15 protein-coding genes are annotated in these 13,246 nt (G+C 63.8%); 10 read left to right on the top strand and 5 right to left on the bottom strand.

The window, feature by feature from the left end:
* Positions 1–28 precede the first annotated feature (28 nt).
* The 3 genes from VLA65_RS07700 to VLA65_RS07690 all read left to right on the top strand — a co-directional run bounded on the left by VLA65_RS07700 (position 29) and on the right by VLA65_RS07690 (position 2,144).
* On the top strand, positions 29–895 hold the full coding sequence (locus VLA65_RS07700) for a class II glutamine amidotransferase (protein WP_284988148.1): 867 nt from the start codon (positions 29–31) through the stop codon (positions 893–895).
* A gap of 89 nt (positions 896–984) precedes the next feature.
* On the top strand, positions 985–1,137 hold the full coding sequence (locus VLA65_RS07695) for a hypothetical protein (protein ID WP_332602163.1): 153 nt from the start codon (positions 985–987) through the stop codon (positions 1,135–1,137).
* A 116-nt stretch (positions 1,138–1,253) separates the two neighbouring features.
* Complete coding sequence (locus VLA65_RS07690) at positions 1,254–2,144, top strand: helix-turn-helix transcriptional regulator (RefSeq protein ID WP_332602162.1); 891 nt, start codon at positions 1,254–1,256, stop codon at positions 2,142–2,144.
* Between the two features lie 15 nt (positions 2,145–2,159).
* Here VLA65_RS07690 and VLA65_RS07685 read toward each other — a convergent pair whose 3' ends face one another.
* The 3 genes from VLA65_RS07685 to VLA65_RS07675 form a co-directional block, all read right to left on the bottom strand.
* Positions 2,160–2,603, bottom strand: a complete 444-nt coding sequence (locus VLA65_RS07685) for a hypothetical protein (protein ID WP_332602161.1) — start codon at positions 2,601–2,603, stop codon at positions 2,160–2,162.
* A gap of 201 nt (positions 2,604–2,804) precedes the next feature.
* Complete coding sequence (locus VLA65_RS07680) at positions 2,805–3,785, bottom strand: cation diffusion facilitator family transporter (protein WP_307053973.1); 981 nt, start codon at positions 3,783–3,785, stop codon at positions 2,805–2,807.
* A gap of 36 nt (positions 3,786–3,821) precedes the next feature.
* Positions 3,822–4,553: a DUF72 domain-containing protein gene (locus tag VLA65_RS07675; RefSeq protein ID WP_332602160.1), complete on the bottom strand. Its 732-nt coding sequence runs from the start codon at positions 4,551–4,553 to the stop codon at positions 3,822–3,824.
* A gap of 72 nt (positions 4,554–4,625) precedes the next feature.
* Here VLA65_RS07675 and VLA65_RS07670 point away from each other — a divergent pair, with 72 nt between their 5' ends.
* The 7 genes from VLA65_RS07670 to VLA65_RS07640 all read left to right on the top strand — a co-directional run bounded on the left by VLA65_RS07670 (position 4,626) and on the right by VLA65_RS07640 (position 10,022).
* Entirely contained in the window at positions 4,626–4,835 is a 210-nt protein-coding gene (locus VLA65_RS07670) for a hypothetical protein (RefSeq protein WP_284755563.1), read from the top strand.
* On the top strand, positions 4,832–5,353 hold the full coding sequence (locus VLA65_RS07665; RefSeq protein WP_332602159.1) for a DUF6328 family protein: 522 nt from the start codon (positions 4,832–4,834) through the stop codon (positions 5,351–5,353). Before VLA65_RS07670 ends, VLA65_RS07665 begins: the two co-directional genes overlap by 4 nt.
* 279 nt (positions 5,354–5,632) lie before the next feature.
* Positions 5,633–5,911 (top strand): hypothetical protein, encoded by a 279-nt coding sequence (locus tag VLA65_RS07660; RefSeq protein ID WP_284988152.1) that lies wholly within the window; start codon positions 5,633–5,635, stop codon positions 5,909–5,911.
* A 54-nt stretch (positions 5,912–5,965) separates the two neighbouring features.
* A complete protein-coding gene (locus VLA65_RS07655; protein ID WP_284988153.1) occupies positions 5,966–6,730 on the top strand; it encodes an SRPBCC family protein in 765 nt (254 codons plus the stop codon).
* Between the two features lie 408 nt (positions 6,731–7,138).
* Positions 7,139–9,031, top strand: coding sequence for a transketolase (locus VLA65_RS07650; protein WP_332602158.1), 1,893 nt, complete (start codon positions 7,139–7,141; stop codon positions 9,029–9,031).
* Positions 9,032–9,220: 189 nt separating this feature from the next.
* A complete protein-coding gene (locus VLA65_RS07645) occupies positions 9,221–9,469 on the top strand; it encodes a hypothetical protein (RefSeq protein ID WP_148667615.1) in 249 nt (82 codons plus the stop codon).
* Positions 9,470–9,674: 205 nt separating this feature from the next.
* Positions 9,675–10,022 carry a YegP family protein gene (locus VLA65_RS07640; RefSeq protein ID WP_284988155.1) on the top strand — a complete coding sequence of 116 codons (348 nt, stop codon included), beginning with the start codon at positions 9,675–9,677 and terminating at the stop codon, positions 10,020–10,022.
* A 139-nt stretch (positions 10,023–10,161) separates the two neighbouring features.
* On the opposite strand, the gene ligD is transcribed toward VLA65_RS07640, so the two are convergent.
* Both ligD and ggt read right to left on the bottom strand, forming a co-directional pair.
* Complete coding sequence (gene ligD, locus VLA65_RS07635) at positions 10,162–11,184, bottom strand: non-homologous end-joining DNA ligase (protein WP_306959734.1); 1,023 nt, start codon at positions 11,182–11,184, stop codon at positions 10,162–10,164.
* Between the two features lie 62 nt (positions 11,185–11,246).
* Entirely contained in the window at positions 11,247–13,073 is a 1,827-nt protein-coding gene (gene ggt, locus VLA65_RS07630; RefSeq protein WP_332602157.1) for a gamma-glutamyltransferase, read from the bottom strand.
* Positions 13,074–13,246 lie beyond the last annotated feature (173 nt).

Below are 13,246 nucleotides of genomic sequence, written 5' to 3'. Positions count from 1 at the left end.
CCAGACGATTGAAGGAAGGATGCGTGCCATGTGCCGATTGTTCGGCTTGCATGCCGGTTCGCAAGCAGTCCGGGCCACTTTCTGGCTTTTGGACGCCCCGGACAGCCTCGCTGACCAGAGCCGGCGCGAGCCCGACGGCGCCGGCATAGGCACCTTTGACGGTGACGGCAAGGCCCATGTCGCCAAGCAGCCGCTCGCCGCATGGGAGGACCACGCCTTTGCACGTGAAGCACGGGTCCTGAAGAGCACGACATTCCTGGCCCATGTGCGATATGCCAGCACCGGCGCGCACACCATGGTCAACACGCACCCTTTCGAGCAGGACGGGAGGTTGTTCGCCCACAACGGTGCCTTCGGCGATCTTGAGCGGCTGGACCAGCGGCTGGCGGAGTCCGGAGTCGCGGATCTGGTGAAGGGCCAAACAGACAGTGAGCGCCTCTTCGCCTTGATCACCGCGGAGAGCAGAAGAGCGGATGGCGACGTCGGCGAAGGTATCATCCGAGCGATCAGCTGGATCGCCAAGGAACTGCCGGTGTTCAGCTTGAACCTCATCCTGACGACGGCGAGCGACGTTTGGGCAGTCAGGTATCCGGACACACATGAGCTCCACATTCTGGAGAGGCTTCCTGCCCGCTCGGCCGAGGCGGCTCCCCTGGACGCACGGAGCTCCCGGATCCGCGCCCACAGTAGGGAGGCCTCGCGTGCAGGACACGTCCTCATCGCCACCGAGCCGATGGATGACAACCCCGAGTGGAGAGCGCTCCCCGGTGGTGCCCTGGTCCACGTCAGTCCGGATCTGGCTGTGACCATCAGCCACCCCTTCCCGGAGGCTCCCGCACATCCCCTTACGCTGGCCGATCTCTCCCCCTCCGCGGCCGCATCCCAGAAACCGTGATCCTCGAACACAAAACGGCGCCCGGCGACTTAGCCTGGAGCTCGCGTGTTCATCGCGCCCGTGGGCCCTGCCGCACATAAGATCGATCCATGACCGCTGAAGTCGAATCCGAAACCGCCTTCGTCCTGGCCGTCCAACTCGACGGGCAAATGAGCATCAACGACGTCCTGCTGGAGTTGGGGCGGGAGCCCGTGGTCTATCCGTCCGCGAACGCCGATGCGGGCGATTTCCACATTTTCTAGCACGACGCCCGGATCCCGGACGACGTCGGGGTCCTCACCGCTGCCGGGAGGTGTCGTTGATAGAGGTACTGTCAGGGACTCCCTCAGGGCGCTGCGAGGTCACTATCGTTGATCGCATGGACAACCGCAACGACGCTCGCGACTTCCTTGCTTCCCGGCGCGCGAAGATCACCCCCGAACAGGCAGGGCTGCCGACGTCGGGCGGCAATCGGCGAGTACCGGGGCTCCGTCGCGGCGAAGTCGCGACCCTCGCCGGAGTGAGCGTTGAGTATTACACCCGGCTCGAACGCGGGAACCTTGCGGGAGTGTCCGAGAGCGTCTTGGAGGCACTGGCGAGGGCCCTCCAACTCGACGAGGCTGAGAGTGCGCACCTGTTCGATCTGGCGCGTACCGCCGGAACAAGCAAGAGGCAGCGTCGATCCGCACCACAGCAGGTCCGGCCAAGTGTGCAGTTCGCCCTTGACGCCATTACTGACGCGCCGGCATTCGTCCGCAACGCCCGCATGGACATCCTTGCCGCCAACAAACTCGGCCTTGCTTTGCATTCCGAGATGTACGTCAACCCGGTCCGGCCCGCCAACTACGCACGCTTCATATTCCTGGATGAAGAACGGGCCCGGCGGTTCTTCCCGGATTGGGAACTCGCCGCCAACAATATGGTTGCCATCCTCCGCACCGAGGCCGGCCGCGACCCCTTCGACCGCGGGCTGAGCGACCTTGTAGGAGAGATTTCCACCCGAAGCGATGAATTCCGCACTCGCTGGGCCGCGCACAACGTGCGCCGCCACTACAGCGGTTTCAAGCATTTCCACCACCCCGTGGTGGGTGAACTCCGCCTACTTTTCGAGGCAATGGAATTGTCGGCGGACACCGGCCTCTCGCTGTTCATCTACCCTGCAGAACCTGGCTCCCCCTCTGCGGACGCCCTGCGCCTCCTCGCGAGCTGGGCAGCCACCCAGGAAGTGGCGGAGCAACCTCAAGCCGCACCTACGGCAGGTGGGGCGTGATCGCAACCGGTTAGCCTATGGTCTCGGGTCCCGGCGCCCCTCCCCGTCGCCTCGGTCGTCGTCCCGTTCCCGTCGGTCGCCGTCGTCGTCCCGGTCCCGGCGGCTTCCCGCACTATCCGGATCCGAGCGGTTGCCGGAATCCGGGTCCAACTCTTCTGCCCGCCGCAACCTGTCCTGCGAGACTTCGTTGGCGCGCTCGGCGGCTTTCTGCTTGTCCGCGGCCTCCCGGTGCAAGCGTTCCGCCTCGCTCTCGGCGCGCGCGGCGTCTGCGGCCGCCCGAGCGGCCTCGGCGCTGCGCTCATGAGCTCCGAGGGCGTCGGCACGGGCTTTCTCGCGGAGGTCCGCAGCGCGCTTGCGGTTAGCGGCGTTCTTCGCGCGGCGCCCATAAACGACGACGGCGACGATCACCGCGATGATCACGACCGCCACCACGATCCAAATCCAAAGTTGACCGTCCATTGGAACTCCCCTCGAAAATTGACTGCGCCTCCGCAACGCCGGTGTTATCGATCGGCCGACCCTGCCGTTGGCCAGCCGGGATCGGCGTCCTCGGACAGCGCGCGGATGCCGGTCCCTTGAGTCAACAACTTTGTGTGAACCATGACACGAGTAGCTTGTACTTGTTTTCCCCGGAGGTTCAAGCGGACTGACGGTCCTGGTTTACTCCACGGCCGGCGACGGACGCCGAACGCCGAAGGACAGCGAGGGCTCGTCGGGGGTAGCGAGGGTCAGGACGGCCTCCTCGACGGTCTCCTCGTCCTCGAGTTCCCGTTCCACGCGGCGCAGCGCGATGGCCACTTCGTGCTCCCGGAGGTCGCCGGTGATATCCACCGCGGCCACGAGGTACAACTTGCGCGGACCGACAAACTCCAGGTGAAGATATGTCAGGCGCTCGATTTCGCGGTGTTCCATGACCCTGATCGCCATCGACTTCTCGAGTTCCGGAGTGACGCCCTGGCCGACAAGGAAGCGACGATTGCGATCTATCAGCACTACGGCGATGACACCGAGAAGAATGCCGACAAATATGGATCCGAGCGCATCCGGAAGTGGTGATCCAGTGAGCTGGTGCAGGAAGATTCCCAAGAAGGCAATGAGCAGGCCTATGAGCGCGGCGCTGTCCTCCGCGAAGACTGCACGCATGGTGGGATCTGAACTCTTGAGCACTTGCTCCAAGGTCCGGCGTTCGAGCTCCCGTGCGGACTTGCGGGCCTGCCGGAATGCCTGGACGAACGAACCCCCTTCCAGGACGAACGATACCGCCAAGACAATATAGGCGACCGCGAAATCACCGGCGGGCTCCGGCGCGAAAAGCTGTTGGATGCCGTGCATCACGGAAACAACGGCGCCTGCGGTGAACAAGCCAAAGGCGGCAAACATCGACCACACGTATGCTTCCCTGCCGTAGCCCATCGGATGGGCCACGTCCCGCTTCTTCGAGGATCTCCTCTCGGCCACCAGCAGGAAGACCTGGTTTCCCGTGTCCGCCCAGGAGTGGGCGGACTCAGCGATCATCGAAGCGGAGCCGGTAAGCACGGCGGCAACAGTCTTTGCGACCGCAACAAGAAGGTTTGCCGCAAAAGCCAAGATCACGGTCATGAGGGATGAAGCTGGCATCCTGACCTTCTTGGTTTCAACCATGGAAACTACCGTACCCAACAACCATGGAGTCCACGCCTAGTGGTTGCCGAGGAAGGAACGGAGGGTGCGGGCATTACGGACCGCGTTACCGCCGCCGTCGTTATTGAAATAGACGAAAACCTCCTTGCCCGCCGTCTCCCATTCCGCAATTCGGTCGGTCCACCAGCGCAGGTCCTGATCGGAGTATGAACCTCCATAAAGGTGGTGGTGATCCGGCCCATGCATCCTGATGTAGACAAACGGCGCCGTCGCTCGGAGGACGCACGGGAGCTCCGCCCCGCTCATGATGCAATAGGCCGTCCGGTGCGTTTCAAGCAACTCGTAGACAGCCTCGTCATGCCAGCTGTCATGGCGGAATTCGACGGCGACCTTGATCCACTCGGGGAGGAGGCCAAGGAAATAGGCCAGCCGGCCGTCGTCGCGCTCCATTCCCGGCGGCAGCTGGACCAACAGGACCCCACGCCTGTCCCCGAGCTCATGCCACGCCGAGGTGATCCTGCCGATCCAGGCTTCGGGTGCGTAAAGGCGCTTGCCATGGGTGAGCCCACGGGGCGCCTTGACCGAAAACACGAACCCTTCAGGTAGGCGGCGTCGCCAACTGGCGAACGATGAATCGCGCGGCCAACGATAGAAACTCGCGTTGAGTTCGACGGTCTCGAATTGCTGCACGTAGTAATCGAGCCGGTTGCGGGAGGGGGTGCCGGCGGGATAGAGCACGTGGTCCCAGTGGTCGTAACTCCACCCCGACGTCCCTACGTGGGTTGCCATCCGGCCAGCCTATGGTCGAAGTCGCTGAATAAGTAAGCTGATTGATATTCGGAATCGATGAGAGGTTGGTCGATGGCCATGCGATTCGGGTCGATTTTCGGGCTGATCGTGGTGATCTGGCTCGTCATAGGAGCAGTAGCGGCCGGACAGCGAGGCTACTTCAGCGCCGTCCCGGCGCAGTGCTCCCAGTTCGCAACGATTAGCCTGAATATTGTTGCCGGTCCCTTGAACTACATGGGATTGAATCCCGTGGCAGGCTGCGAACTGCCGCGGCCGTCGTGAGCGGACCGGAAGATCCCCTGTTCCCCGGGCCGGCTCCCGACACCAGGCACGAGTCCGAGGACCAACGGATGGACCGAAACTGGAATGAGCTGCTCCAGGAGATGCGCGTCCTCCAGACGGGCGTGCAGATTATCGGCGGCTTCCTGCTGACCCTGCCGTTCCAGCAGCGATTCGGCACGCTCACAGGGATGCAAAAATGGTGGTTTCTCCTGCTGGTTGTCCTGGCGACCATGACCACCGGGCTCATGCTGGTTCCGGTAAGCCTGCACCGGCGGCTCTTCCAGCATCACGTCAAGTACCGGCTGGTGGCTGCAGGCGACAAGATCGTCAAGGCCGTCGTGGCGTGTGTGTCCCTGCTGATCGCCGGGTGCGCCGGACTGATCTTCAGCGTTGCCGTGGGGCCTGAGGCCGGCCTCGCCGCGGGCGGCAGCATCCTTGTCGCCCTCGCGGCGCTCGTGCTGCTGTACCCGCTGCTTTCCTGGTCTCCCCGGCGCCGGAAGTCCGAGCAGAAACGATAGTTCGAGGCCCTGACGCCGGCCTAGTCTAGGCCTTCTCGATCGACATAGTAAGTTTGCTGATCAATTTTCCCGAATCCATGGACAAGTGACCTCCCGGCCTACTAGTTTCGATGTGGTAACAGGCTTGAACGGGCGTCGACAGAGGGCCGGAGGCCTTCTGTCCGGGGCCATGGGCCTGCATTCAAGGCCGGCTTCCGGTCACCGACGGAAGCCGTCCTGGGTAGGGGGTCATGATTTTCCACCCAACAAGTTCAACCAATACGGAAGGACGGCATGGAAATGGACGAGCAGCATGGAGCCGAGGAAGAGGCAGCCGGAGGCTACGGAACTCCGACGCCGGAACAAGAAACAGCAGGACGGGGGGCCCGGCAGGCGAATCAGGGCGGGCACAACGGATCAGCCGCGGTGCCATCGGCCGACGCCGAGCTGGATGAGTCGAACTCCGAGGGAAGCAAGGCAGGGACTTCCTTCTCATCCGAACCGAAGGGCGATGCGACAGGACTGCCCGAGGATAAGTCCCCGAAAGACGACGACGGCGAAACATTCGACGCCGGCTAGATCGCCAAAGCCCAGCTACATCCGCAGGAACAAGCGCTAGCAAGGAGAATGAACATGGCTACGGTCAACCGAACAATCGACGTGGAAGTTCCCGTTTCAGTGGCTTACAACCAATGGACCCAGTTCGAGTCGTTCCCGGAATTCATGAAGGGCGTCGAAGCGGTCGAACAAATCGACGAGACAGCCCTGCATTTTTCCACCAACGTCGGCGGCGTCAAGCGCGGCTTTAACGCCCAAATCCTTGAGCAGGTCCCGGATTCCCTGGTCAGCTGGGCCAGCGTCGACGGACCAAGGAACGCCGGCACCGTAAGCTTCGAACCACTTGGCGCGGACCGTACCCGCGTGAGTGTGGAGATCGAATGGGAGCCGGAGGGCTTTGCCGAAAAGGCCGGCTCGATGGTGGGCATCGACGATATGCGGGTTTCAGCCGACCTCGACAAGTTCAAGAAATTCATCGAGGAGCGAGGCTACGAGACTGGCGCTTGGCGCGGTTCCGTGGCCGCCGGCGACGTCGACGACTCCGGCTCAGCAGCCACCCCTGTTGAGGCCACGTCGGAGCTGCCCGCCGTCGACCCTGATTTGACGGCCCCTGCCGCTATGGAAGCGGCCGACGGCGGTGACGCGACTCGCGTCGGACAATACACCGAGGGCGACTACGGCACGGAGCGGGTCGCGGATCTGCCCGCCGAGCGGATCGAGGGCGACTACACCACGGAAGAAACGCCTCGTGACCCTTCCGTGGAACGCGGCGCCGAAGCGTGGCCTGCCACGGAAGCCGGTCCGGGCACAGAAACAGGTCCTCGTCCGTCGGACCGCTGAGCCCCGTGGGGTCGGCCACGAGCAGGCCGGCCCCACGGACGTCCGCCCGAACTTCATTGACGATTCGAGGAGCAAACAATGAGCGAGTTCCCTCCCGACCCGACGCGCGACCCTAACGCTGACCCTACCCGGGAGCCCGGCCCAAGCCCGACGCCGGAGCCGGTGCCGTTGCCTGAACCAGGGCCGACGCCCGTACCGGCCCCGGGTCCGGACCCTGGACCCGGACCCCGCCCGGGAACCCCCGAGCCGGTTCCGCTGCCCGAGCCGGGGCCTTCCCCTGTCCCCGAGCCGGGCCCGGACCTTCCCTTCCCGCCCTCGCGGCACTTGGGAGAGCCGCCCCTGACGATCTTGTAGGCCGGACACGTAGGACAGGCCACCCGCTCGGAGCGTATGAAAGGCAACTGAGAGATGTCAAAAGATCCAGAATTGCGGCCGGCACCGATGCAAACGGAAGACATGGACTCCCTTCGGGCCCTGGCTACGCAATTGCGTGTGGACTCCATCAGGTGCAGCACCAACGCCGGTTCGGGTCATCCCACGTCGTCGCTGTCGGCCGCGGACCTCATGGCGGTCCTCCTCACGCGGCACCTTCGCTACGACTGGGAACAGCCGGCGTTGCCGAACAACGACCATCTCATTTTCTCCAAGGGACATGCTTCACCCCTGCTGTATTCCATGTATCGGGCTGTGGGCGTCGTCGAGGAAGATGAGCTGCTGAATACCTACCGTCAGTTCGGTGCCCGGCTTCAAGGACACCCGACGCCGGTGCTGCCTTGGGTGGATGTGGCGACCGGCTCGCTGGGACAAGGGCTGCCGGTCGCCGTCGGGGTGAGCCTCGCGGGACGGTACCTGGACAAGCTTCCCTTCCATACATGGGTGTTGTGCGGCGATAGCGAACTAGCTGAAGGGTCCATGTGGGAGGCAGTGGACAAGGCGGCGTACTACAAGCTCGGCAACCTCACCGCCGTCGTGGACGTCAACCGGCTTGGCCAGGACGGCCCCACAGAACTTCAGTGGAACATGGACGCCTACGCCCGGCGGGTCGAAGCGTTCGGAGCCCAGGCCCTCATCATCGACGGCCATGACCTCTCCCAGATAGACGATGCACTGAGCAGGGCCACGAGCGATCCCGATAAGCCGACGGTCATTCTGGCCAAGACGATCAAGGGCAAAGGGGTACCTGAGATCGAAGACCAGAACGGCTGGCACGGCAAGGCGCTCCCGGCAGACATGGCCGAGAAAGCCATAGCGGCCCTTGGAGGGCCAAGCAGCGTCCGCGTGACCACCCGTCCTCCGGAACCCGGCACTCCAGCAATCACGCCGGGCACTCACGTTTCCGTCACGCTCCCGGATTGGAAGGTCGGCGACAAAGTGGCGACCAGGGCCGCCTTTGGGGCCGCCGTGTCCGCGCTGGCGGCCCGCCCCGAAGTGGTGGTCCTCGACGGCGAAGTGGGGAATTCGACCCATGCCGGGGACTTCGAGGAAGTGGCCCCTGAGCGGTATTTTGAAGTTTTCATTGCCGAGCAGCAACTCGTGGCCGCCGCCATCGGCCTCTCAGTCCGCGGCTACGTGGCCTTCGCCTCAAGTTTCGCGGCTTTCCTGGTTTCGCGGCCATTCGACTTTATCCGCATGGCCGGAGTCTCGGAGGTGGACATCCGACTCGTCGGCACGCATGCCGGCGTTGAAATCGGGCAAGACGGTCCCTCGCAGATGGCCCTGGAGGACATTGCCGCCATGCGGGCGGTGCACACTTCCACGGTGCTCTATCCGGCTGACGCTCCGTCCACAGCGCAGCTCGTGAGCGCCATGGCGGACACACCCGGAATCTCCTACCTGCGAGCCACCCGGGGCGCCTATCCCGTGATTTACGGTCCGGACGAACAGTTCCCCCTTGGCGGAAGCAAGGTCCACGGTGCCGGCGCCGATGACCAAGTGGCGCTCATCGGCGCCGGCGTCACACTCCACGAATGCCTCGCTGCCGCCGAGCAGCTGGCCGAGTCGGGGATCAGAGCGCGCGTCATCGACCTCTACTCCGTCAAGCCGATCGACGTCGACACCTTGCGCCGGACGTGCCTCGAAACCGATGGCCGGATTGTTGTCGCCGAAGACCACTACGCCCAAGGCGGCCTCGGCTCGGCTGTCCTCGAAGCGCTTGCGAGCGCCAACACGCCCAAACTCCATATCGCGCTTCTCGCCGTGAGGGAACTTCCTGGTTCCGGTGAGCCCAAGGACTTGCTCAACGCAGCGGGCATTTCGGCACGCCACATTGTCGCCGCCGCCCGCGACCTCGTCATGGACTGAAAAGCAACGGCCGGACGGCGGAACGTCGCCGCCGTCGGGTCCGCGTCACAAACCACCGTTTCCAAGCCATATTCGTCGTTCTGAGCATTTAGCGGTGAACAACCCGGGCGCCCTCATTACTATCTAGTGGATGGGGGCGAATTCCGGACCTAACTGGGAGTTGCCGGGATGAAATATCAGGAGCTGGCAGTGTCGGAACCTTTGGAGTCTGAAGACCCGCTCGTCGAGCCGGAACCGGTTCTGGTTCCCGGTGACGACCGCGACACCCTGGCCGCCCTGCGTGAGCAGGCGCAGGAAATCATCGACGAAGTCCTCGGCGGAACCGAACCGAGTGGCGAACACCTCCGTGCAAAACTGAGGTCCAGCATTGCGCGCCACCCCGGATTTCCGGAACTGGCGCTGCTCGAGCACCTGATGAACCGGGCAAGTGGCAGCTGACCCGCCCCGGGGGTTGCACACGTTTTACACAGGATTTACTCACGCGGTCTTGTTAGCCTCAACGCAGTCAGAACAGACTGAATATCACGTGAAAGACGATTCACGGTGGTTGTTCAACCAGAGCAGCGGACGGGAATGCAGCGATGCTCCGACCCGCTCGTAGTGAAGTCGCTACCGAGCAGGGTCCGCAGACCGGGAGGTAGCAGTGGCTGGCATATTCGAAGTGTTTCTTGACGGGGAGTCCTTCTTCAGGTTCCGCCTCAAATCACCTGACGGGGCGGTCATCGCTGTTTCGACGCCGTTCGAGGACAAGCCCGCAGTTGTTGCCGGCATCGCCGCTGCGCGGGAGTGTGCCGGCATGGGGCTGGTCACCGACCTTTGCCCCGTGGCAAGCGTGCGTGAACCGGCCGTGACTGTGCGTCCGAGCGCGGTCCCCCACCGTGCGGCTCCCCCGGCATGCGACGAACCGCGCACGGCGTCCGACGGATTCCGCACCCGCGCCAAGGAACTCCGGCACGCGGCAAGCGCGCCAAGATGGACCGGCGCGGCGTAAGAGCTCGACAAGGTCAAGACCGACGGCGCACTGGGGGACTCACCTGGGTCTCAGCAGGCAAGATGCGCCGCCGGCCGTTTTGGTCCAGCCCTCATTCTTCCACTCATTGCCTGCCGGGGCCACCTTCCCGGGCTGTCTGTCAGTCGTGCTTGCGCGCTCGGCTCGGCTGCACACGCGGCGGTTCGCCCGGCATCTTCGGGTAGTCAGGCGGGAACGGCATTTCCCCAAGCCCTGCATCGAGATCGCGTTCCCACCATTGAAGCAGGACGTCGATTTTGCCGGCTTTGGAGTTCATGTCACCCCAAGGGTCCCCCACCGATTTCAACCTGCCAGGCACCGTGAGGATGGTGAAGCCTTTCGGGTCCGCCGATTCAAGTTCGTCCCACGTGATTGGACAAGAGACCGGAGCGTGGGCGAGCGCCCTCGGACTGTACGCGCCTGCTATGGTCCGGTCACGATTGGCTTGGTTGAAATCGACGAACACCCTTTCACCACGTTCTTCCTTCCACCAGGCCGTGGTCACCTTGTCCGGCATTCGGCGCTCGAGCTCCCGGGCGGCTGCAATCACGGCATGCCGTACGTCCAAGAACTCATGCGAAGGCTCGATCGGGGCATAGACGTGGAGCCCACGGTTTCCGGAGGTCTTGATGAAAGTGGTCAATCCGGCCTCCGCGAGTACGTCTTTCAGCGCAAGGGCTGCGGGAATCGCGTCGTCGAAATCCGTTCCAGGCTGCGGGTCCAGGTCGATCCGCAGCTGGTCAGGGTTGTCCGTGTTTTCGACCCGCGAGGGCCAAGGGTGAAAGACCACTGTGTTCATTTGGACGGCCCACACTGCAGCTGCCGGCTCATCGAGCACCAATTGGGGATGCGAGCGCGCACTCGGATAAACAACCTTCACGGACCGGATAAACTCCGGTGTTCCTTTCGGCGGATTCTTGGAGAAGAACTGATCGCCGTCGATGTTGTCCGAAAAGCGCTGCAGCGAGACCGGCCGGCCACCGTTTGCGGAGATGAATGCTTCCCCGACCTCAACGATATAGCGCGCCAGATCCAGCTTGGTCAGGCCGATCTCGGGCCAAAGGACCCGGCTAGGACTGGAGATCCGTATGTCGCGAGGACCGTTCGGCCCGTCAACGGTGAGGGTGGTTGCTTCGGTAGCCATGGGGACAAGCTACCCCGGCCCCACCCCCGGTGTCAGCAGCCTGAATGGATTCCGCATTCGTCTCACGGCGATGGTTTCAGCACCATCGCCGAGCCGCCGCCTCGTCTGACCGGCTCGGCGGCAGCGATCATGAGCCCGCCGGGCCTGAACTCGATCGCGGTTGCGGCACCGATCTCCGCCGCCGAGGTGAATGCGTCGCCGGATGGCGTGAACTGGTGGCCATATGGTGTGAGTTGGCTACCGTACGCCGTGATGAACTCCGGTTCGGCCGTGACCTTTGCCGTGTTCCGTTGGGAGGCACGCGGTGCGGCGATCGCGTCGGAAATGCTCATGCCCAGGTCCACCCTGTTCAAGATGGTTTGCAGCACGGTTGTGATGATCGTCGATCCGCCGGGCGAGCCGAGAGCGAGGAACGGCTTGCCATCCTTGAGGATGATGGTCGGGGACATCGACGAGCGTGGGCGCTTGCCGGGATCGATTCGGTTGGGGTCGCTCGCGCTGTAGACGGCCGAGAAATCGGTCATCTCGTTGTTGAGCAGGAACCCGCGTCCCGGTACCACGATGCCTGATCCGCCGGTCTGCTCGATGGTGAGCGTGTATTCGACCACGTTCCCCCACTTGTCCGCGACCGTCATGTTGGTAGTCGAGATGTTCTCTGTGTCCTTCTCATCGGCGAGCGCGGCACCGGAAGCCGGGCACACGCCGTCGTACCCGGTCACATCCCCCGGCACGACGGGCTTCGTAGCCGCGTGCAGCGGGTCGATCTGGCAGGCGCGTTCCTTGCCGAAGATCGGGTCGGTGAGCGCTTCCGTAGGAACATCGACGAAGGCAGGGTCCCCAACGTACTTTCCACGGTCCGCGAACGCGAGCGCGCTCGCCTCGAGGTAGTGATGCAGGGCGGCGGGTTTGGACATCTCCGAAAGGTTGACCGTGTCCAGGATGTTGAGCGCCTCGCCTACCGTCGTGCCCCCGCTGCTCGACGGCGCCATGCCGTAGACATCGAGGCCGCGGTAGTCGACGTGGGTGGGCGCTTGGTCCAGGGGCTTGTAGGCGGCGAGGTCGGCTGTGGTCATGTGCCCCACCGGGATGGGCAGCGTGGTGGTAGCAGTCTTCGGCGGGGCCTGGACCGTTGCCGCGATCTCGGCTGCCAGCGGGCCGCCGTAGAAGGCGCTGATGCCCTGCTTCGCGAGGAGCCGGTAGGTCGCGGCGAGGTCGCGGTTCTGGAAGACGCTGCCGACGGCGGGTGCGTCGCCTCCTGGGAGGAACAGCTTGCTGGTGGAGCTGAACGCCCCGAAACGGAGCTTGTTGTCGAGTGTCTGTTGGCGGAAGGTTTGGTCAACGACGAAGCCCCGGCTCGCAACCTTGATGGCCGGCTGGAGGGCATCTCCAAGGCTTAAAGTACCCCAACGCTCCAGAGCGCGCTCCCAGGTTGCCGCTGTTCCGGGGACACCGACTGAAACGCCACTGGTAACGAGCTCGGGAGTGAAGTTGTACGGCTTCCCCGTGGCGGGATCGATGAACGCGTCATGCGGCATCGCCTCCGGCGCGGTCTCGCGCCCGTCGATGGTGCCGATCTTGCCGGTCTTCGCGTTGTAGAACACGAAGTAGCCGCCACCACCGATCCCGGCACTGTACGGTTCGGTCACGCCTAGCGTCGCGGCGGCGGCGACGGCGGCGTCCGCCGCGTTGCCGCCTTTGCGGAGGACCTCGATGGCGGCAGCGGATGCTTCAGGGTCTACGGTGCTGACCGCGCCGCCGTATCCGGTGGCGGTGGCGGTCTTTTCAGTCTGCCGTGGTTCGGCAAAGGCGGGGTTGGCGAGGGCCCCGCTCGTCACGCTCAGCGCGAGTACTGCCGTCATGGTGGCCAGTCGAAGTTTGCGATGTGACATGGTCGCTCCTCAATTGGTGGTGCGAGGTGGGTGGGGCCACCCTACTCCGGAGCTACGCGACGCTCAACGGATCCAGGCAAGCCGGCAGTCGCAACAACTTTGTGCAAGTCATTGACAAACTTGTACAAGTCTTTCCATACTTGCAGGACAAGGTTTCAACGAAGCAACTGGAG

This window comes from Arthrobacter sp. S2(2024), from assembly GCF_036662515.1.
Classification (GTDB): Bacteria; Actinomycetota; Actinomycetes; order Actinomycetales; family Micrococcaceae; genus Arthrobacter.
This window is presented reverse-complemented; position numbering and strand designations above follow the sequence as displayed.

Coding starts and splice junctions, on each gene's coding strand:
- VLA65_RS07685 (WP_332602161.1), bottom strand. CDS start 2,603: ATGGACGGTCAACTTTGGATTTGGATCGTGGTGGCGGTCGTGATCATC.
- VLA65_RS07655 (WP_284988153.1), top strand. CDS start 5,966: ATGGCTACGGTCAACCGAACAATCGACGTGGAAGTTCCCGTTTCAGTG.
- ligD (WP_306959734.1), bottom strand. CDS start 11,184: ATGGCTACCGAAGCAACCACCCTCACCGTTGACGGGCCGAACGGTCCT.
- VLA65_RS07650 (WP_332602158.1), top strand. CDS start 7,139: ATGTCAAAAGATCCAGAATTGCGGCCGGCACCGATGCAAACGGAAGAC.
- VLA65_RS07695 (WP_332602163.1), top strand. CDS start 985: ATGACCGCTGAAGTCGAATCCGAAACCGCCTTCGTCCTGGCCGTCCAA.
- VLA65_RS07690 (WP_332602162.1), top strand. CDS start 1,254: ATGGACAACCGCAACGACGCTCGCGACTTCCTTGCTTCCCGGCGCGCG.
- VLA65_RS07700 (WP_284988148.1), top strand. CDS start 29: ATGTGCCGATTGTTCGGCTTGCATGCCGGTTCGCAAGCAGTCCGGGCC.
- VLA65_RS07670 (WP_284755563.1), top strand. CDS start 4,626: ATGGCCATGCGATTCGGGTCGATTTTCGGGCTGATCGTGGTGATCTGG.
- ggt (WP_332602157.1), bottom strand. CDS start 13,073: ATGTCACATCGCAAACTTCGACTGGCCACCATGACGGCAGTACTCGCG.
- VLA65_RS07680 (WP_307053973.1), bottom strand. CDS start 3,785: ATGGTTGAAACCAAGAAGGTCAGGATGCCAGCTTCATCCCTCATGACC.
- VLA65_RS07675 (WP_332602160.1), bottom strand. CDS start 4,553: ATGGCAACCCACGTAGGGACGTCGGGGTGGAGTTACGACCACTGGGAC.
- VLA65_RS07660 (WP_284988152.1), top strand. CDS start 5,633: ATGGACGAGCAGCATGGAGCCGAGGAAGAGGCAGCCGGAGGCTACGGA.